This is a genomic window from Flavivirga algicola (assembly GCF_012910715.1).
In the GTDB taxonomy this organism is placed as follows: domain Bacteria; phylum Bacteroidota; class Bacteroidia; order Flavobacteriales; family Flavobacteriaceae; genus Flavivirga; species Flavivirga algicola.
On the sequence record NZ_JABBHF010000005.1, the window covers coordinates 138,024 to 158,220 of the forward strand.

Annotated in this window: 22 protein-coding genes; 10 read left to right on the forward strand and 12 right to left on the reverse strand. The window is 32.5% G+C overall.

Annotated elements, in window-relative coordinates:
- The first annotated feature begins 27 nt into the window (after positions 1-27).
- The gene (locus tag HHX25_RS10125) at positions 28-759 is read left to right on the forward strand and encodes a biotin--[acetyl-CoA-carboxylase] ligase (protein WP_169672749.1); all 732 of its coding nucleotides are present in this window, start codon (positions 28-30) and stop codon (positions 757-759) included.
- Here the strand turns inward: HHX25_RS10125 and HHX25_RS10130 are convergent.
- Positions 756-1,151, reverse strand: coding sequence for an SRPBCC family protein (locus HHX25_RS10130; RefSeq protein WP_169672751.1), 396 nt, complete (start codon positions 1,149-1,151; stop codon positions 756-758). The genes HHX25_RS10125 and HHX25_RS10130 overlap by 4 nt on opposite strands.
- Before the next feature lie 26 nt (positions 1,152-1,177).
- Positions 1,178-1,822 carry an orotate phosphoribosyltransferase gene (gene pyrE, locus HHX25_RS10135; RefSeq protein WP_169672753.1) on the reverse strand — a complete coding sequence of 215 codons (645 nt, stop codon included), beginning with the start codon at positions 1,820-1,822 and terminating at the stop codon, positions 1,178-1,180.
- 131 nt (positions 1,823-1,953) lie between these two features.
- Between pyrE and HHX25_RS10140 the strand changes: the two genes are divergently transcribed.
- Positions 1,954-2,535, forward strand: coding sequence for an NUDIX hydrolase (locus HHX25_RS10140; RefSeq protein WP_169672755.1), 582 nt, complete (start codon positions 1,954-1,956; stop codon positions 2,533-2,535).
- A gap of 6 nt (positions 2,536-2,541) precedes the next feature.
- On the opposite strand, the gene HHX25_RS10145 is transcribed toward HHX25_RS10140, so the two are convergent.
- Positions 2,542-4,281 (reverse strand): M14 family metallopeptidase, encoded by a 1,740-nt coding sequence (locus HHX25_RS10145; protein ID WP_169672757.1) that lies wholly within the window; start codon positions 4,279-4,281, stop codon positions 2,542-2,544.
- A gap of 165 nt (positions 4,282-4,446) precedes the next feature.
- Between HHX25_RS10145 and HHX25_RS10150 the strand changes: the two genes are divergently transcribed.
- Complete coding sequence (locus tag HHX25_RS10150; RefSeq protein ID WP_169672759.1) at positions 4,447-4,812, forward strand: hypothetical protein; 366 nt, start codon at positions 4,447-4,449, stop codon at positions 4,810-4,812.
- 116 nt (positions 4,813-4,928) lie between these two features.
- A complete protein-coding gene (locus tag HHX25_RS10155; protein WP_169672761.1) occupies positions 4,929-6,542 on the forward strand; it encodes a SulP family inorganic anion transporter in 1,614 nt (537 codons plus the stop codon).
- Positions 6,543-6,582: 40 nt separating this feature from the next.
- On the opposite strand, the gene HHX25_RS10160 is transcribed toward HHX25_RS10155, so the two are convergent.
- The 4 genes from HHX25_RS10160 to HHX25_RS10175 all read right to left on the reverse strand — a co-directional run bounded on the left by HHX25_RS10160 (position 6,583) and on the right by HHX25_RS10175 (position 9,109).
- The gene (locus HHX25_RS10160; RefSeq protein ID WP_169672778.1) at positions 6,583-7,029 is read right to left on the reverse strand and encodes a HEAT repeat domain-containing protein; all 447 of its coding nucleotides are present in this window, start codon (positions 7,027-7,029) and stop codon (positions 6,583-6,585) included.
- 84 nt (positions 7,030-7,113) lie between these two features.
- Complete coding sequence (locus tag HHX25_RS10165; RefSeq protein ID WP_169672780.1) at positions 7,114-7,587, reverse strand: hypothetical protein; 474 nt, start codon at positions 7,585-7,587, stop codon at positions 7,114-7,116.
- A complete protein-coding gene (coaD, locus tag HHX25_RS10170) occupies positions 7,584-8,039 on the reverse strand; it encodes a pantetheine-phosphate adenylyltransferase (RefSeq protein WP_169672782.1) in 456 nt (151 codons plus the stop codon). Before coaD ends, HHX25_RS10165 begins: the two co-directional genes overlap by 4 nt.
- 83 nt (positions 8,040-8,122) lie before the next feature.
- Entirely contained in the window at positions 8,123-9,109 is a 987-nt protein-coding gene (locus HHX25_RS10175; protein WP_169672784.1) for a D-alanine--D-alanine ligase, read from the reverse strand.
- Positions 9,110-9,285: 176 nt separating this feature from the next.
- Between HHX25_RS10175 and HHX25_RS10180 the strand changes: the two genes are divergently transcribed.
- Together HHX25_RS10180 and HHX25_RS10185 are read left to right on the forward strand one after the other, a co-directional pair.
- Entirely contained in the window at positions 9,286-9,840 is a 555-nt protein-coding gene (locus HHX25_RS10180; protein ID WP_169672786.1) for a PASTA domain-containing protein, read from the forward strand.
- A 36-nt stretch (positions 9,841-9,876) separates the two neighbouring features.
- Positions 9,877-10,914 carry an RluA family pseudouridine synthase gene (locus HHX25_RS10185; protein ID WP_169672788.1) on the forward strand — a complete coding sequence of 346 codons (1,038 nt, stop codon included), beginning with the start codon at positions 9,877-9,879 and terminating at the stop codon, positions 10,912-10,914.
- 75 nt (positions 10,915-10,989) lie between these two features.
- Here the strand turns inward: HHX25_RS10185 and HHX25_RS10190 are convergent, their stop codons facing one another.
- The gene (locus tag HHX25_RS10190; protein WP_169672790.1) at positions 10,990-11,481 is read right to left on the reverse strand and encodes a hypothetical protein; all 492 of its coding nucleotides are present in this window, start codon (positions 11,479-11,481) and stop codon (positions 10,990-10,992) included.
- Positions 11,482-11,533: 52 nt separating this feature from the next.
- Positions 11,534-12,130 carry a hypothetical protein gene (locus HHX25_RS10195; protein WP_169672792.1) on the reverse strand — a complete coding sequence of 199 codons (597 nt, stop codon included), beginning with the start codon at positions 12,128-12,130 and terminating at the stop codon, positions 11,534-11,536.
- Between the two features lie 329 nt (positions 12,131-12,459).
- Here HHX25_RS10195 and HHX25_RS10200 point away from each other — a divergent pair, with 329 nt between their 5' ends.
- The 3 genes from HHX25_RS10200 to HHX25_RS10210 are packed head-to-tail and all read left to right on the forward strand — an operon-like array spanning position 12,460 to position 14,683.
- Positions 12,460-13,116, forward strand: coding sequence for a VOC family protein (locus tag HHX25_RS10200; protein ID WP_169672794.1), 657 nt, complete (start codon positions 12,460-12,462; stop codon positions 13,114-13,116).
- 25 nt (positions 13,117-13,141) lie between these two features.
- Positions 13,142-13,900, forward strand: a complete 759-nt coding sequence (yaaA, locus tag HHX25_RS10205) for a peroxide stress protein YaaA (protein ID WP_169672796.1) — start codon at positions 13,142-13,144, stop codon at positions 13,898-13,900.
- 60 nt (positions 13,901-13,960) lie between these two features.
- Positions 13,961-14,683: a hypothetical protein gene (locus HHX25_RS10210; protein WP_169672798.1), complete on the forward strand. Its 723-nt coding sequence runs from the start codon at positions 13,961-13,963 to the stop codon at positions 14,681-14,683.
- Here the strand turns inward: HHX25_RS10210 and HHX25_RS10215 are convergent.
- Together HHX25_RS10215 and HHX25_RS10220 are read right to left on the reverse strand one after the other, a co-directional pair.
- Positions 14,666-16,102 (reverse strand): hypothetical protein, encoded by a 1,437-nt coding sequence (locus tag HHX25_RS10215; RefSeq protein WP_169672800.1) that lies wholly within the window; start codon positions 16,100-16,102, stop codon positions 14,666-14,668. The genes HHX25_RS10210 and HHX25_RS10215 overlap by 18 nt on opposite strands.
- A 38-nt stretch (positions 16,103-16,140) precedes the next feature.
- Positions 16,141-17,175 carry a DUF4476 domain-containing protein gene (locus HHX25_RS10220; protein WP_169672801.1) on the reverse strand — a complete coding sequence of 345 codons (1,035 nt, stop codon included), beginning with the start codon at positions 17,173-17,175 and terminating at the stop codon, positions 16,141-16,143.
- A gap of 395 nt (positions 17,176-17,570) precedes the next feature.
- Between HHX25_RS10220 and HHX25_RS10225 the strand changes: the two genes are divergently transcribed.
- Positions 17,571-18,251 carry a uracil-DNA glycosylase family protein gene (locus HHX25_RS10225; RefSeq protein WP_169672803.1) on the forward strand — a complete coding sequence of 227 codons (681 nt, stop codon included), beginning with the start codon at positions 17,571-17,573 and terminating at the stop codon, positions 18,249-18,251.
- An 86-nt stretch (positions 18,252-18,337) separates the two neighbouring features.
- Here the strand turns inward: HHX25_RS10225 and HHX25_RS10230 are convergent, their stop codons facing one another.
- The gene (locus HHX25_RS10230) at positions 18,338-20,185 is read right to left on the reverse strand and encodes a hydrolase/aminopeptidase (protein ID WP_169672805.1); all 1,848 of its coding nucleotides are present in this window, start codon (positions 20,183-20,185) and stop codon (positions 18,338-18,340) included.
- Between the last annotated feature and the right edge of the window lie 12 nt (positions 20,186-20,197).

Below are 20,197 nucleotides of genomic sequence, written 5' to 3' on the forward strand. Positions count from 1 at the left end.
ATTTTATACTGTCACAATAACCTCATTATGCTTATAGTCAAACTTAATGCCATCGATTCTACAAATAGCTATTTGAGAAAGCTTAGTGCCAAGGAAATTATACAAGATTATACGACAGTTATTGCAAAAGAACAAACACAAGGACGTGGTCAAATGGGAACAGTTTGGAGCTCTGAAGCATCTAAAAACCTTACATTTAGTGTGTTTAAGGAAATGTCCCAATTTCATTTGGAACACCCTTTTTATATTAGTATTGTTACTTCTTTAGCCTTATTAAAGACACTTCAATTTTTTTCAATTTCTCGATTAAGCGTAAAATGGCCAAACGACATTTTGTCAGAAGACAAGAAGATTTGTGGTATTTTAATTGAAAATGTCATAAAACAAAATAATATTAATGCCTCTATTATTGGTATTGGTTTAAATGTAAATCAAACCGAATTTAAAAATTTACCTAAAGCTTCATCTTTGAAAATTATATCGGGAAAAGTTTTTGACTTAGATGAAATCGTTCATGCTATTCTAAAAAATTTAGAACACTATTTTCTTCTTTTGGAAAAAGGGCAATGTCATATTTTAAAAAATGAATACGAGAAATACTTGTTTAGAAAAAATAAACCTTCAACATTTAAAGATGTTGAAGGTTCTATTTTTTCTGGTTTTATAAAAGGAATTTCCCAATCTGGAAACCTACAAGTTTTGTTGGAAGATGATATTACAAAAGAGTTTGACTTAAAAACTATAGAGCTTTTATATTAAATTGCATTTGGAATACTGGTAGCAAGGGTTTCAATAAACTTGCTAATAGGCCCTTTTATCATCATTGCCATCATGGGGTTAAAATCTCCAGTAAATTCTAATTGAACCTCGCTAGAGGTTTCATTAACCTCAACAATATTTCCAGTAAGCGAAAAATCTAATTTTCCTCCAGCAGCTCCTAAAACTATTTTATTTGGAGCGATGGCCTCTTTCTTTTTTAGAATAATTTCGGGCATACCCTTTAGAGCAAATAAGAATTTGTCATTTTCTAAAACTTCAAACTTACTAATATTTTCAGGCATTAAAGATTCAAAATTTTTAACATCAGATAAAAAATCAAATACCTCTTGAGGAGACTTGCTAACGTTAATTTTTGGAGATTCTAATTTCATGAATTTTTATTTTAGTAATGAGTATATCAATTAGCGTTCCATTCTGAGGGGTTACTATTCCATTCAGATAATGTCTTTAATTCTTTTTCAGAAATATAATTGGTGTCTAAAGCTTGTTCCAGCAAATTTTCGTAGTTGCTAAGCGTTAATAATTCTATATGCTCTTTACTAAAATTTTCTGAAGCCACATCAAAACCATAAGTAAAAATAGCAATCATACCCTTAACATTTATATGCGCTTCCTTCAAGGCTTTTACGGCATTTAGGCTACTTTTTCCTGTGCTTATTAAGTCTTCAACAACTACAACATTTTGTCCGCCTTCAATAAAGCCTTCTATTTGATTTTTTCTACCATGCCCTTTGGCGTCTGGTCTTACATAGATAAAAGGCAGCCCTAAATAATCTGCAACCAGCATACCTATACCGATAGCTCCAGTTGCTACACCAGCAATAGCATCAGGTTTACCATATTGGCTTTCAATTTGTTTACCCATGGTTTCACTAATATAATTACGAATTAATGGAAACGATAATACAATACGGTTGTCACAATAAATTGGAGATTTCCATCCTGAAGCCCAGGTAAATGGATCATTTGGACTAAGCTTTATTGCGTTGACTTGCAATAATACTTCAGCTGTTTTTTTTGCGGTCTCTTTATTAAAAATCATGGAAGCAAAATTACATATAAATTTAGTTTTACCTAAGGGTTGCTTTACGAATAAAAATATTTTTTTCAACAATGAGTAGATTGTTACTAAAAATGATATTTTTACCATCTAGTAATTGTTAGTTGTAAAGTATGTATAAAGTTTTTGTTGGGGATAAACCCATTATATTGACAACTAAGGTTGAGCAAGAAATCAACTTTAAAAATTATTTGCTAGATACCGTAAATATTGGAAAAGTTATAAAAGAACTTAATACAACTTCATTAAAAGAGGTGCGTCTTATTCATAAAAAAGAAGATAAACTTCTGAAAAAATTCTTAAAAAAACTGCCCAACGTTATAGCTGGTGGTGGTAAGGTATATAATGACAATAACGATATTTTATTTATATACAGAAATGATAAATGGGACTTACCTAAAGGGAAGGTAGAAGGTAATGAGACTATAGAAAAAACGGCAATTCGTGAAGTATCTGAAGAAACTGGAGTTGGTGGACTAGAAATAATAAAGCCTTTAGAAACTACTTATCATATTTTTAAACGTAATGGACGTCATAAAATAAAAATCACGTATTGGTTTGAAATGAAAACAGGCTTCAAAGGTGATTTATACGCCCAAGAGGAAGAGGGTATAACCAAAGTAGAATGGTTAAACGAAAATCAAGCTAAAACGGCCCTGGGAAATTCTTATGCCAATATTAAACTGTTAGTCTAACTAATTTTATTTAATCCTGTATATAGGGTATTGCATATGGGCTGTTTCATAATATCTACTTTGTTTGTGTATCCAGTCCAATTGAGCGTACCAATTATTATTAAATGCGGGTAAGTCTTTTTTACGATGCTCAAATGCTTCTTTTAGTTCAGGGTTATTGTTTAGCAACTCTAAAGCTTTGTCTTCCCAAACATAAGGAGAGAAGCCTTCTTTTTGTTGTAAAATGGTGTCGAAGAAATTCCAGTTAAAAAAAGAATCTGGAGCTTGTGGTTCTAAAGTTTCCAATAAATACCTAAAAGCATATTGATTTGTATATATAATATAGTCCCCTTTTATAAATCTAATTTCTTTTTCAGTTTTGATAACCTTGGTGTTATAGTGTTGATAGTGTCCTTCGTAAGGCGTTTTTCGAGTGTCGAAATTGCTGATTTTATAGGACTCTACCTTGATTATTGAATCTTTTATTAATGGGGTCATCTCCACTTGATTTAATTTTAAAAGTTCAATGATACGATACCTGCTTTTAGGAATTATATAAGCACTGGGAACTTTAATCTTTACTTTAGCCTTATAATAATTTTGATACGTTACCTTTTTTGTAAAAGGCTTGTTTCTATCGTATTTCAAACGTTTAGCTCCAGTTATTTTACTTGCAATCTGCTCCCCTTCAAAACCTTTAAAATTTAAAATGGTGCTTTTTGTTGTATCAATTTTCCAGTCAAGTGGATAGGTTTCAGTGTAAGTATGAACATTTTTTATAGCATGTATTCGTTTTTGTTTGATAGCTATATGATCTTCCTCCATAATTTCAATCATACTTTTCATAAGCTCGTAAGTACCTTCAACACGTTGCTTGTATGGTTTTAGCATATGAGTTTCTACCATCAGACCAAGTGTATTGAACAAAGAAGTGTAACCTGTTGAATACCTTGGGGAATCCATAAATTGTGAGAATCCTTTCTCGGGAACTTCATTAAATACATTTACGTAAGGCGTAATGTCCCAATCTTTTAAAGTCAGTTTCTCTTCTAATTTTGGCATCATATTATTATGGATGTATTCACCTAAATCACTACCAAGCTTATTGTGTTGTGTGAATAAATGGGTAAGGGTATATTGATAATCGGCACCATTACTTACATGATTATCGATAAAAACGTCTGGTTTTGCCAAATGAAAGATCTGGGTAAATGCCTTTGCGTTTTTTGTATCGCACTTTATGAAATCACGATTTAAATCGTAGTTTCTTGCATTGCCTCTAAACCCATAGTCTTTTGGGCCATTTTGGTTAGTACGCGTGGTAGAATTTCGATTAAGGCTCCCGCCAATATTATAAATGGGGATGGTGACTAAAACTGTTTCTTTAGGCATTTTAATTTTACCTTGGACCAAATCCCTAAAAAGTATCATGGTTGCATCAATACCATCACTTTCTCCTGGATGAATACCATTGTTTATTAGCAATACACCTTTGTTATTTTCATGAATTTTAGAAAAATCAAATTCACTATCGGGATTTAGGGTAACTACATGCAAAGGATAACCAGAATCTGTTTTTCCTATGTTTTGTATTGAGATTTCAGGATATACTTCTGCTAAATCTGTATAAAACTGTATGGTTTGTTCATATGTTGCGGTCTCTAATCCTTTTGATTTTTCATAATGGGTTTCAAAATCATATACTGTTTTTTGGTTAGAACTTGTGCAGGAAATGCATAGGATTACTAGTATAAGGATTAATCTCATATATTTATTGATATGGAATTGTTTTGCAATAAAATGCTTAAAAAAGCTTAAAAGTAGAAAAAAATAACTAACTTAGGTTTGTAAGTAATGTCTTATGTAATTGCTGTAAGATAGTTTTTTTGAAGTTTTTTGTAATTTTATTAACCTCTCAAAAATAGTTTTATCATGGAAACTTATAAATTGTCTTTCGGTATCATTAATAAAATTGGTAAAAATATAGCCGAAGTTATTGTGAATGAAGGTATTGAGATGGATACGGTTAAGGTTAGTGAATACCATGATTTTTTGCTCAATAACTTAGAGGCTCCATTTTTACTATTGGTGAACAGAAAACATTGTTATACCTATACTTTCGAGGCTCAAAAAATAATAGCCCGCTTAGAAGAAATAAAATCAATAGCTGTGGTAGCGAATACTAGTGGAGGTGTACTGTCTACAAAAACGTTGATTAATGTTAACGGTAATGCGAATCTTAATATAGAATTATTTCGAGAAAGAGAAGAAGCTTTGGTATGGTTGAATAAAGAGTAAAAGTTTGATTTTTAAAGTGTTACTTAAACGTTTTAGTGTTGTTTCTCACCAAAACAAAGATTACTTGTTGTTTCTCTGTATTTTAAGTGTAAATTTGCAGCTTCAAAAAATAAACCATGACAGAATTTATTAGAAAGCGTACGGCAAATGCCAAAAACGATATTTTAAGCGGAATAACAGTAGCATTAGCTTTAGTGCCAGAGGCTGTAGCTTTTGCTTTTGTTGCTGGTGTAGATCCTTTAGTAGGATTGTATGCTGCTTTTATGATTGGTTTAATTACGGCTCTTTTTGGCGGTCGCCCAGGAATGATTAGTGGTGCGACTGGTGCCTTAGCTGTTGTCATGGTAAGTTTAGTTGCAGAAGGTAATGCCTTTGGAGCTGAAGGTGAAAACCTTGGGCTTTATTATTTGTTTGCTACTGTTATTTTAATGGGCTTTATACAAATGCTTGCGGGTGTTTTAAAACTTGGAAAATTTGTTAGGTTGATTCCACATCCAGTTATGATGGGATTTGTAAACGGATTAGCTATTGTGATTTTTTTAGCACAATTAAAAATGTTTAGGGATGTTAACGGCGATTGGTTTAGTGGGGCTCAAATGTGGACTATGCTAGGTCTTGTAGCCTTAACTATGGGAATTATGTTTGGTTTGCCTAAACTAACCAAAAAATTACCAGAAGCTTTGATTGCTATTTTAGTAGTTTCTGCCATTGCCATTTTGGGTGATTTTGATGTGGCTACAGTAGGAAGTTTTATTCGTGATGGAGGAGGTGAAGGCTTAAAAGGTGGGCTGCCTCAGTTTCAAACAGATATTTTTACTAAGGTGCCATTTAACTGGCAAACCTTAAGATTTATTGGACCATACGCGTTAATTTTGGCGGCGATTGGCTTAATTGAGTCGTTAATGACATTAAACCTTGTTGATGAACTAACAGATACTAGAGGAAACACCAATAGGGAATGTATGGCACAAGGCGGTGCTAATATTATTACTGGATTATTTGGAGGTATGGGTGGTTGTGCCATGATCGGACAATCACTTATTAATATTAAAGGAGGTGGTCGTGGCAGATTGTCTGGTATCGTCGCTGCATTAATGTTATTGTTTTTTATATTGTTTGCTTCTGGGCTTATTGAACAGGTTCCAATTGCTGCTCTAGTAGGTGTTATGTTTATGGTTGTAATAGGTACATTTGCCTGGAGTAGTTTTAGAATTTTAAATAAGATTCCAATAACCGATGTTATCGTTTTGGTAGCGGTATCTTCCCTGACTGTTATTTTTGATTTGGCTGTTGCCGTCATTGCTGGTGTTATTATAAGCGCTTTGGTTTTTTCTTGGGAAAATGCCAAGCGTATTAGAGCTAGAAAACGCATGCGTGAAGACGGTACTAAAGTATACGAAATCTGGGGGCCTTTATTTTTTGGATCTATTATAGCCTTTAATGAGAAATTTGATGTTAAAAACGATCCGCAAGAAGTAGAAGTTGACTTTGTAGAATCGAGAGTAAGTGATCATTCTGCCATTGAAGCTATTTTCAATTTAGTAAATAAATATGAAGCCGAAGGAAAAACAATAAGGCTGAAACATTTAAGCGAAGATTGTAAAATCTTGTTGTATAAATCCAGTCCGAAATTTAGAGAAGTTATTATTGAAGACATAGACGACCCACGTTACCATTTAGCCGAAAACCCTGAGGCGTTTACCAAAGGGCTTTCGGAATATAAATTGTAATGTTGTTAGAAGTTAGAAGTTAGAAGCTAGAAGCTAGAAGCTATCTCATGGGCCTTTTAAGTTGTTCTTTTACACGATCAAAAGATTTTTTACTGGCACGTTCCCATCTGTAGATCTTATACTTTTTACCTTTATTGGCTTCTAGTTTAGCTTTTTTTTCGCGTTTATCTTTTACCCAATTAAATCGCTTTTTTATAATAGCAGTCCCTAATTCGTCATTACAACCAATCGCTTCAAGGGCATTTAAAGCTGCCACAGATACATTGTGTACTTTGTCGTTTATAGCTCTAAAAAGTATAGGGATGGATGACTTGTAACCAGTCTCGCCAAGAGCTTCTGCTGCTAATTTTCTAGTTTTATAATTACCATGTTCTAAAGCATACTCTATTCTTTTAACCCGTTCTGTTAATATCCATATTCGAATATCTCTTTCAGAAGGTTGAATGAGTTTTAACTTAAGGAGAATATATTTTATTCTTTGTAGCATAAACTGTTAGAAGTAATTATTTACTTATTAGTATATAATAAGTGTGAAATGTTACTAATTAACAGTAGTTTTTTAATTTTGCCTTTAGTTTAGGCTTCTCGATTGGCCGTTTAAGAATTTCCAGCCATCTTCTCGTTTAATCAAGGTTCCAGATTCAATTATTTTAAAAGTTATGGGATTGTGGGCAGTATCAACCTGAACACATTTTACAACACCAGAATAAGTCGCTATTTCATTTGTTAAGGGAACTATTTTTATATTTTCCCAAGAAAACTCAATGAAGTTTACGGTTTTCGAATTTTTGGTTAAAATATCTTTTATGGTACTATAGTCTAATGTTTTCTTGTAACCTGGTGGGACCCAAAAGAAATCCGAAGAGTCGTCTAAATATTTAAACTCACTTATTAAGCCATTTTTTGTAATGTCCTTATGAAAGTTGTCAAACATTTGCTTAATCTCAAGAGAAATGGCTTCCTTACGTTCACTATTTAAGGCTTTTTGGCCATAGCTATTAAAAATAACTATAAAAAACAAACTAGCAGTCCAGATTAGTTTCATTTAATTTTTACGCTTTTAGGTACAAGTTTTGTGTAATCTCCATTATTTCTTATAACATCTCTTACAATAGATGATGCTATATAAGACGTATCAGCCGATGTTAAAAGGAACACAGTTTCAATAGGAGCTAAGTCACGATTAGTATGAGCAATAGCTTTTTCAAATTCAAAATCTGCAGGATTACGAAGTCCGCGCAATATAAATTCCACACCTATTTCATTACAAAAGTCTACTGTTAACCCTTTGTAAGTAACAACCTTTATTTTTGGTTCATCAGCGAAAGCTTCTTCAATAAACCGTTTACGTTCCTCTAAAGAGAACATATATTTTTTATCAGCATTTACCCCAATAGCCACTATTACTTCATCAAAAAGGGTAACACCACGTTTTATAATATCATAATGTCCCAATGTTATAGGATCGAAAGATCCTGGGAATATGGCTTGTTTCATGTTCTTAAAGTTACAAATTTTATTTAAAACTTATTATTTTTCTGACTTAATATGTTTTGATTATCTGATTTTTTTTTTGATAATCAAGGTTGTTTTAAAGCTTCTTCAATAGCATTGTCAAATAAATCTACTAACGAAATACCAGCTGCTGCAGCCTGTTGTGGCAAAATGCTTTCTTTTGTTAACCCAGGTACTGTATTCATTTCCAGCATGTGAGGCTCATCGTCTTTAAAAATAAATTCAGTACGCGAGAAACCTTTCATTTTTAAAACGTTATAGACTTTTTTGGCAAGTATATTTACTTTGTTTTCTTGTTCTTTATTTAATCGAGCTGGCGTGATTTCTTGAGATTTCCCCAAATATTTAGCTTCGTAATCAAAAAAATCATTTTCGCTTACAATTTCGGTAATCGGTAATACTTTGGTTTCTCCTCGATAAGTAATAACACCAACAGAAACTTCAGTGCCATCTAAAAAAGACTCAATAATAATTTCATCATCTTCCTTAAAAGCGACATCAATGGCGTTTTGCAAATCTTCTTTTTTGTGCACCTTAGTGACTCCAAAACTACTTCCTGCTTTATTGGCTTTAACAAAACAGGGCAAACCGACCTTATCGATGATACTATCCTCATTAATAACGTCTCCCAGATTTAAGTAAAAAGAAGTTGCTGTTTTAATACCGTAAGGTTTTAAAACACTTAGGCAATCTCGTTTACTAAATGTTAGAGCAGCTTGATACATACCGCAGCTTGTATGTGGGATATTAAGTAGCTCGAAATAGCCTTGCATATACCCATCTTCACCAGGAGCCCCATGAATCGCATTAAAGATGCAGTCGAAAGTAATAACCCGATTGGCAACCCGCACAGAAAAATCATCCTTGTTAACAGGGAATTCGGCATTATTAGCATCGACATATACCCATTTGTCTTTAAATATATGAATGCGATATGTATTGTATTTAGTAGTATCTAATGTTTCATAAACAACATTTCCGCTTTTAAGAGAGATTTCATATTCACTTGAAAACCCGCCCATGATTATTGCAATGTTTTTTTTTGTAAGCATATTTTTTTATTTCCGCGAAGACGAAAACCTTTTTAATTATGATTTGTATTCATCTAAGAATAGATAATAAAACGTATCTATTATGAGTTAATATAAGCCAAGCTAAAATATCATATATATTGCAAAAGAAAAAACAGTTCTGTTTTTATATATTTGCCTTATCGAAAAAATTATAAATGAGTCTACTTAAATTCCTTACCAGTAAAATATTTTTAAAACAAATTATCTTAGCGGTGGTTGCTGTTGTTATTTTGTGTTTTATTATGCTTAAATGGTTAAAGTCTTCAACAAATCATGGTGATTTTGAAACGGTTCCAGATTTAACGGGTAAATCCATTAGTGTTGCAGATATGGAGCTAAAAGAGAATAATTTGGTGATGCAAATTCAAGATTCGGCTAATTTTAACCCAAATTATCCTAAGTTTTCCGTTATCGAACAAGAGCCGCCAGCAGGATCGAAAGTTAAAGAGAACCGAAAAATATATTTAACACTCAATCCATCTGGATATAGAAAAATACAAGTTCCAAACTTAAAAGAACGCACTTTCAGACAAGCAAAACCAATGCTAGAAGCCCTAGGGTTTCAGGTGGGTAAAGTGACTTACGAAAATAATATTGGTAAAGACCTCGTATTAAAGATGCGTTATAAAGGGAAGGCTATCGAAAAAGGTGATAAGTTAGCAAAAACTTCAAAAATAGATTTGGTTTTAGGGAATGGTAAACGACCTTAAAATTAAGCGGTCTATTAACATCTAATTTTACTACAAATGGACGATTATACACCGCAATTACCAGACGAAGACAATCTTTATGAGCATTATGCTTTTACAGTTGATAGGGGCCAAACCCCTTTGCGTATAGATAAATATTTGATGAATTTTGTTGAAAATGCAACTCGAAACAAAATTCAGACTGCCGCAAAAAACGGTAGTATTTTTGTTAATGATGAGACTGTAAAATCCAGCTATAAAGTAAAACCTTTAGACAGAATACGTGTTTTATTTACACACCCACCACACGAAAATTTATTGGTTGGAGAAGATATTCCTATTGATGTCATTTATGAAGATGAGTCGCTTCTTGTAGTTAATAAGCCAGCAGGTATGGTCGTACATCCAGGGCATGGTAATTATTCGGGGACACTTATAAATGCTTTAATTCATCGGTTTGATAACTTGCCCAATAACTCTAGTGATCGTCCAGGGTTGGTACATCGAATAGATAAGGATACTAGCGGACTTTTAGTGGTTGCAAAAACTGAAAAAGCCATGGCCCACTTATCGTTACAGTTTGCTGAAAAAACTAGTGAGCGTGAGTATGTTGCACTCGTTTGGGGGCATATAGAAGCAGATGAAGGTCGTATTGAAGGCCATATTGGTCGTCATCCTAAAAACCGATTACAAAACACGGTATTTTTAGAGGATGAAGCCCATAAGGGCAAACCAGCTGTAACTCATTATAAAGTCTTGGAACGGTTGGGGTATGTTACTTTGGTGTCCTGCAAACTCGAAACAGGACGTACCCACCAAATAAGGGTACATATGAAACATATTGGACATACACTTTTTAATGATGTTCGTTATGGTGGTGAAAAAATATTAAAGGGAACTACTTTTACAAAATACAAACAGTTTGTAGAGAATTGCTTTAAAGTATTGACAAGACAAGCATTACATGCAAAAACCTTAGGGTTTACTCATCCAAAAACAGGTGAATTTATGCGATTTGATACGCCGATTCCAGACGATATGCAGCAGTGCATTGAAAAATGGAAAACGTATACTAAAAATCAGGAATTAGGATAGGATACCTATATTTTTTAGTGTCATGGTTAGGCAATTCAATAAAATTTTCGTTACAGATAACATTTTTTGTCGTATTTAATGATATTTATGTAAATCGACCGTTTGATGTTTTGGGTTTTTACCTTCATTTCTACATTTTATATAATAAAACCATCTTTCAATCAATGCATCGAAGAACTGCATGTAGCCTGCTTGTCCTGCCTCCATAAATACATCGATAAAAATTTCTATAGAATCTGATAATCTAGATTTAATCGAAGCTATAAAATCATAGGTTCTATTATCATCTCGAATGCTGGAAACCGTTACACAAATATTCTTATTACTTTTTAATTTTCTATTGTTTAACTTAGATAAAACGGTTTCGCTATTACTATGGTTATGAGAAATGAAGGCGTGTATGTTATCGATCTCAGAGCGATTTAATTTTGTTAATAATTCTTCAAAATCGCGAACACTATGGAACCTATGAATTTTGAAATGATACTCAAAGTGTCGTAGATATGTTTTCATAATCTCGCATGATATTCTATCCCAATAGGGTGTGCCACAAATAATGATATTCATTGGTGCCTTTTTTAACTTATCAATAGTATCTATGCGTGATATGTCTACCTTGTTAAACACGATGTTCAATTTTTTTATTTACATGAGAATCAATGCTTTTAAACAAATTATTTAGTTCGTCTTTAGCAATTTGGCGCAAATCTTGATGCTCTTTATTCAATTCATCCAAAATATTTAACAATAAGGTTTTCTTTTCCTGATCTTTTACTTTTAGAAATTCTACTGTAATCTCTGTGCTTTCAATAATGAGGTTTTTTAAGTAGTGGGCTTTTTTCTGAGTACTTTCTGAAATACTTAATTGTGATTTTGAATATAAATCAATAATAGTACGTTGACGTTCTAACAGTGCTTCTTTTGTGGTATTGGCTGAATACTCATCAGGATACTTAATAATATCTCTCAGGTATTCTTTGTGTAGTTGTAGTTCTTTTAGATAATCTTTTAAAAAATTCAGTTCATCTTGGAAATTATCAAAAAACGAATCGGCATAGGCTTTAATGAGTTCTTCGCTATAGGTTTTCGAAATATCTAATTTACTTTTTAAAGTTTCAATTTTAACAGCGTTCTTTCTAGTTATTATTAGTTGTACAATGGCTGTCGTAAGGGCAAAAATGGCAGTTATAATGGCGATATAGAATTTGTCTTCCATGTTGATTAATTATTAGGCTCTTATTACGCTATTTTATATTTGGCACCATATATAAAGCATATGAATTTTAAATAAGCTTTGCTTAGGTAAATTGGTGCATGAACACTGAACTAAGTTCGATAATTTTTCTGATAAAGCCAAGGGAATAACATGTAGGCTCTGTATTTTTTATTTGTTAAACGATCTTATAGTGAGTGAGTTAGGTGGTTGTTGGTGTTTTTGTATGTTTTTATAGCCTGTAAAAAACACATAAAAACATCTTATTCATATATAAATTTTATCATTTTAAATCATAAGAACGATAGCGCATTAGGACTTATATTTGGAGTATGAAGATTGAAGAGATTATCCTTTTTACAAAAAGCATTCAAAAGCAAAAGCAGTTTTATCAAAAGGTTTTAGGTTTTGAATTGATTTTGGAATCCAAAGAAAAAATCTCATTTAAGGCAGGGGAGAGTATCATGTCCTTTCAATATGATAAAAAAGCTGTTAATGCATCACACTTTGCATTTAACATACCATCAAATCAAGAAAAGGAAGCCTTGTTATGGTTGCAAAAGCGTGTACAAATAATACCAGATGGGGATAATCTAATATCGGATTTTAAAGATTGGAACGCCAAAGCCATTTATTTTTATGATGCAGATAAAAATATTGTAGAGTTTATTGCCAGGAAAAATTTAAATATGGGGAGTTATAAGTCCTTTTCTGCTAAAAGTATTTTATCAATAAGTGAAATGGCAATTGCTACTACAGATATTGAAACTATTTATAATGTCATAAACAATATTAAAAGTATTCCAATTTTTAGTGGCAACCTTACCCGTTTTTGTGCTTTGGGAAATGATGAAGGTTTGTTTATTTTGGTAAATAACACTGTAAAAAAATGGCATCCTATCCAAGAAGAAGCTTTTACTTCAAATTTTATTATTAAAGGGGATTATAACTTTAGTTTTGAAAATGGAGAAATAAAAGAATTATTGTAATTTAGTTAATTAAAAAATAGCTTTAATGAAATTAGTCCTGTCACCAGCAAAGTCCCTTAATTTTGAAAGTCAGTTGCCTACAACCAGACATACCGAGGCTCAGTTTTTAAAACAATCTGAACGCTTAAACAAACTACTTAAGAAAAAGTCTGCTAAAAGTTTATCGAAACTCATGAGTATTTCTGATGCTTTGGGCCAGTTAAACTATGAGCGTAATCAGGATTGGCAATTACCTTTCACAACAGATAATGCACGACCTGCGGTTTATGCTTTTAGCGGTGATGTATACAGAGGCTTGGATGCTTATACGATTACAGAAGAAAAAATAGATAGGTTACAAAATAGGGTCCGTATCATTTCGGGTTTATATGGGCTATTGAAACCAACCGATTTAATTCAACCATATCGCTTGGAAATGGGGACTAAATTTCCCGTTGGAAAAAATAAAAACCTTTATGAGTTTTGGAAAAAGCAAATTACAAAGGTTTTAAACGAAGAATTAGAAGATGGTGAATTGTTTTTAAACCTGGCCAGTAACGAATATTTCAAAGCCATCGATACCAAAACATTAAAAGTACCAGTGATTACTGCAAATTTTAAAGATTTAAAAAATGGTGAATATAAAACGATTATGACTTTTGCCAAGTTGGCCCGAGGTTATATGACGCGTTATATTGTTGATACCAATGCCAATACTTTGGATGATTTAAAGGGGTTTAATTACGAAGGCTATAACTTTAGCGAGCCCATGTCTACAGAGACTGATTTAGTTTTTATCAGATAACTTTAATGTCATTTTGAGTAAGAATAATTTAATTACTACTTACAATATTTCCAACCATAAATGTATTATTACTTAATTATTGCGCTTCAGGTTTTTTGTATTTATCATCTTTATAAAAACAGGAATCCTTACTATTGGTTTTTCATCATATTCTTTATTCCAGTTATAGGTTGTGTTATTTATTTAATTACCCAGGTTTATAACAAACGGGATGCAGAAAAAATCACAAATGAAATCACACATATTATAAACCCGACTAAAAAGGTGAAGGATTTAGAGAAGCAGCTTCAATTTTCTGAGTCGTATCAAAATAGGGTAAATTTAGCCGATGCCTATTTGGAAATTAAGGATTATAATAGTGCGATTCCTCATTATCTGGAAGCTTTGGAGGACAGTTCGCAAAACGACTTTTATGTCATTAAACAATTGATAGAAGCTTATTTTAATATAGAGGATTGTGAACATGTTATTTTGTATGTAGAAAGGATAAAAGAGCATCCAGAATTTAAGAAATCCCGAACACAGTTTTTATACGGATTGGCATTAGAAAGAGTCGGTAAATTAGAGGAGGCTGAAGAAAACTTAAAACAAATAGATGTTCGATACTCTTTTTACGATGAACGTTTAATATATGCGAAGTTCTTGTTGAGCAGGAATAAAAAAGATGAGGCCAAAGAGATATTGGAAGATGTATCTACAGAGTCTCAGCACATGACGAAACCTAATAAACGTATTTATAGAGCAACGATCTTAGAGGTTGAAAAGTTATTGGCTGGTCTTTAAATTTTTTATAATATTAAGTATACCCTCTCGCACTTTAGTAAAATCCTTGTCATCAATAATGTCATTAAAACCATGGGTGTGATATTCGTTAGAAAAGAGCGCTCCGCAAGTTTTTAGTATGCTTAAACATTCTTTTTTGTCACCCAAACGTAAAGTCGTTTTTGCTAAACCGTAGTATGGATGTGTATAAAAATCTTTTCCTAAAATACGGCTGTCTTCATACTGTTTTTTAGCTTCTAATAATGTATCTCGGTTAGAGAAGTTTTCTAAATATTTCGAATAGTCATAGAGGTAGTCGCCGTGATAAACACTTAACTGAAAGTCGCTTACTTTCTGCTGAGCATTTTCAAAAATACGGAGCCCTTGATTAAATAGTTTAATAGATTTATTACGATCATTATTTTTAAGATGGATAAGAGCCATCATTTGGATTGCATGGCTCGCATAATATGGATTTGACCAAGTTTCACCATTTATCTCCAAAGCTTTAGAATAATAATTAAATGCAGTTTCATAATATGATAAACCGACTTCTTTTTTTGCTACTTTATCGAAAAGGTGCCCAATGCTTGTTAAAAAATGTTCATCATTAGATTGTATATCTGTGGCTTGGCTTAATACTATTTTAACTTCTTCCCATATATCGTTGACTACTTCTTGAGAGATCCTGCACGTTTCTATTTTAGGGTAATCTACCCAACCTGTAATTCGAACTAACGTTTCGGCCCAATGGTAATAAATAGAAGGATCTTTTTCTGTATAGGGTTTAATCGCTTTTTTGAAAGCTGTTATAAACTCATTATGAATATAAGTGTTATTGTCGAATGCCAATGCTAAAAACTCATAGGATATATTTAAAAAACCACTAATTGCAGAACCATTAAAACCAAAGAAATTTGACTGGTGTTTTTCTTTTCTTTCTAAATGGAGCGCCCTAAGAAATAGGGATTTTATGTCATCGAATATTTGTTTTTGGTAGTTCTGTGTCAATCTGCAGGACCTAAAAACGTTTTGAGCTAAATCGATCAGTAACGAAACATCTTCTTCATTAACATCTAGTTGTTTTTGTAAATGAGCTATACATAACTTGTTAAATTTAATTTTATCCTCATGTTCCTTGCTTGTACTTGAGAGCATTTCGTAGACATGCCCTCTGTAGAAGTTGGATTGATCAAAATCAGGGGTTAATATTTCTATTTTCTCTATCCAATCCATCATGTCCCATATCCATTCAAGTTCATTTAGTTTACCGCACATATAATCATAATGAGATTCCCCAAAATCTGAAAGATAGGCATCGGCTACTAGTTCCTTTTCTTGAGGTGAACCATCAAGTGATATACGATCAAAAAGATCGTCTAACGTCGGTACATTCTTGCCTTTGGTATACTTGTCTGTTAACTCTTGTATGGTTTGCATATATAAAACCTAAAAAAGGAGGATAAAGTGAGTTGTTGTTATTGTTTGTCAATGAGAAACTTATCGAGTTTTTGCTTAGAGTTTAAAAATTTCAATTTGTTTCTAAATACATACATTTTATCTGGAAATGGCGCATAGTCGTATAAAAACTTAATTATTTCTAACCTGTCTTTGTCAAATTTAAATATGGATACGATTTCCAGCAATTGTTCCATTGAGAAACATTTTTTTTCTATATTTTTTTTAGCCATCTCTTTTTGTTTATCCGAGAAAATTTGATCTTTAATCGATATAAGAACCTGCAAGAACGCTTCATCATTGATGTAACAGTTGTTATTAGGATGATCGGTAACAGGGCTTATAAATATTAAATAATCTTCAATAAACACTTTCAAATCATCTTTATAATAGGTATGACTTATAAGTTGTGTACTTTCAATGAAATTTTCTATATCGAAGCATTTGTCCAGCGCAAATTTTAGAAACGTTAAACGATTTTTTTCTAATTGTAATTCCAGGCCTAATTTCATTATTTGAGCCGTTGAAAAACAATGCGAAGTAACCTGTTGCTTTAAAAAATCTAATCGTTGGTTGTCATTACTGTCAAACAACAAACTGTCGAAAAAATAGTTAAAGTCGTTTTGGGCCATAGGCAAATTACAATTAACTCCCGTTAGGCCTATATAACCATCAGAATTTGGAAAAACAATAGAAGCATAATCCCTGTCTGGATGGTTTTCAAATTCTAAACTCCCATCTTTGGCTTGGGTATTATGGTACAGTTTTATGGCATGAGAAAACGTAGCGAATGAATCGTAAATATTGAAAAAATTATTTTTATCAATAACTTTTGGGTACGCAGCTAAACAAAGCTCGTATTTAATTTGATCATTGGGCATATAATAACATACATCTTGTAGCTGAAAAGTAGTATGCCATTCGTTCGTAAAGTAATGGATCGCACTATTATAACGAACATCCCTGTTTTTATTTGACTTCATAGAAACAATGAATTTCTTATGTTTCTCATGAGAGATTGCTTGGTTGTTTTGCGCTAATACTTGTTTATGCATTGATAAGATTAATATCAATATAAATAAGATGATTGGGCTTTTTTTCATTCTTTTTATAATTAGTTTTAATATTTTTTACTCTTATCTTCAACTATGATGCCATCTTGATCAAAAAGTATTTTAATACAGCAAAAATAACGTGTTTTGATTTTATAAAACACCCCGTTTTTAGCTAAAACCGCAAATTTTGAGTAAATAGAATTGTATCTTATGAAGTTTAATTTGATATTACACCAGTTTCATTACTTTTAAGAAATAATTAAACGGAAGTGTCATGCAATCTAGAGTATATAAAATATAAGTTGACGACCATAAGAAAAATTGAAATGTGATGTAGAATCTGTTAAATTTGAATTGCGTAAAAATTAGGCAGATTCATGTCTATAAAGAAGATTATGTTTAAACACACCCACCCGTACAAACCGTTTATTCAAAACGATACAACAAAACTAATCGTAGGAACCTTACCACCACCGAGGTTTACTACGGGAGAACTTTTAGAGAAAGATGTAGATTTTTGCTACGGAAGTTATTATAACTCACTCTGGTTGTTTATTGATGAGATTCATGGGCTAAATTTACGTTATGATAATTCTCAAGAAGCCATTGAACAACGCAAGCAATTTTTAATTAAAAATAAAATTGGCGTTTGCGATATTGTTGAAAGTGCAGAGCGCGAAAAAATTGATGCATCCGATTTAGGTATGCAAAACATAAAACTTCGTGATATTATAGGGTATTTGAAGCAATATCCATCAATAGACACTTTATTGTTTACAGGAGGAAATAGTAAAAACGGTCCAGAATATTTCTTTAGAAAACATATTAAGGGTTATAACATGAAGCTAGAACTAATTTCAAACGAAATTCCCCGAATACATAAGTTTGAACTACCTGTCAGGCTGAACGCAGTCGAAACTTCGTCAAGAATTATCAAGACTGTATCCTTAACCTCGGGATCTGGTGCAGCCAATATTTCAATAAGTAGAATCCCTTTATATAAACAGCTAAAATCTAAAAATCCTAAATTCAACACCTTTGATTTTAGGGTGCTGCAGTATCGTGAGTTTTTTTAGAGATTCATTTTTAAGATTCTTCAGATGTTCCTCCTTCTGAATAACATATTTATCTAGTTGTTTAGTACCATAAAAATATATTAACCTTAGTTATAACCCAACAAATCATCAATAGTATTAGCTGTCACCGCATGATAATTCGATCTTGCTTTCTTGTAAATAGCTAAAGCCTCGTCTGTTTTGTCATTTCTTTTAAAAGCTTTATAGATGGTGGAAACATACCAGCGCCTCCCCACTCTAATTAAAAATTCTTCAATTTTAGTATCAATATTATTTCCGCGATAATTATGATTAATAGCTTGCTCATACCAAACCATAGCAATGTATGAGTTGTTAGAGTTGGTTAAATTGAAAGCGTTATCAATCATAGCTAAATGTCCTGTTTTAATATCATTAGGGAAATTTCGAACAAAATGCACCCATTCCTGAGTGGTCCAACCTTCGGTAAGTGTTTTGTCTACTATATTGGTTTTAACAAACTGCTGTATTGTTTTTTCAACCGTTTTGAATTTATCAGAAGAAATGATGGCTTGATTATCAGGAATACCTGCCGTATAAATCCATGCGTCTGTATTAAATGCTATGTTATATTTTTCTAGTAGGTTTTCATTTAAAAAATCAACAAATTTTTCGGTGTTGATTGTTGAAAAAGCATGTTTTTGAAAATAGTTTTTTAAGAAAATGTCAAAATTTTCGCGACCAGCAGTCTCTTCTAGTGTTCTTAAAAAGAGATAACCTTTATCATATGCAATACTATTCATACCATCATCAGGATTGCGACCTTTTAAGTTTAGTTTCAGTTTTGTTTCATCTGGAGCATCTTTAAAGCCTTCTATTTCTTCCTCTAAATCCTGCCTCCCGATACGAGCTAACATATTGGCTCTGTCTTTACCGTAAAGGGCCTCCATAATGCGCATTTCAAAGTATACTGTAAAGCCTTCATTAAGCCAAAAATCGTCCCAAGTGGCATTGGTTACTAAATTTCCCGACCAGGAATGTGCTAATTCATGGGCAATAAGCGAAGTTAAACTTTTATCACCAGCAATTACTGTAGGTGTAGCAAAGGTTAATCGCGGGTTTTCCATACCACCAAAAGGAAAACTAGGAGGTAAAACGATCACATCAAATTGTTCCCAGGCGTACTTGCCATACAGAGCTTCAGCTGAAGCCACCATATTTTCCATATCTGAAAACTCATAATGTGCCTTTTCTACCATAGATTTTTCGGCATAAATCCCAGTTCGGTTACTTATGGCTTTATATTCAATATCTCCCACAGCAAGAGCAATTAAATAAGGCGGAATAGGCTGTGCCATTTTAAAGGAATAATGACCGTCTGGTGTTTTTGATTTGGGGTTTTCGGCACTCATAACTGCCATAAGTTGAGATGGAACCTGCACTTTGGCATTATAAGTAATTCTAATTTGTGGGCTATCTTGAATAGGGATCCATGTTCGCGTTAAAATGGCCTGTCCCTGTGTAAATAAGAAAGGGTGTGTTTTATCTGTTGTTTGCTGAGGTTTTAACCATTGTAGAGCTTCAGTCTTATTTGTGGTTTTGTAAAAAACAGTGATGCGCTTTGTATGCTTATTAATATCTATTTTTAAAGGATTTCCTAACTGCTTATCAAATTCACCTAAAGAAAATGAGGTGTCCTTACCATCGGCTTGTACATTTTCAATGGTTAAAAATTTTGAATCGAGAATAATTTGTGAAGCCTCATTGCTTTTAATTAAATAAGAAGCTTTGCCATGTATCATTTCATTATTGAAATCTACATTAATGTCTAAATCCATGTGTGTAATAACAGCCTCGTTAGGTTGAGAAAAAGAATGTGGTTCTTCAATATAGCTTAGTGTTGGTATATTTTGTTTTTTCGAACAGCTTGAAATTAAGAAGATTAAGCATCCAAATGCTAATAAGATTTTTTTCATATTGAATTTTAA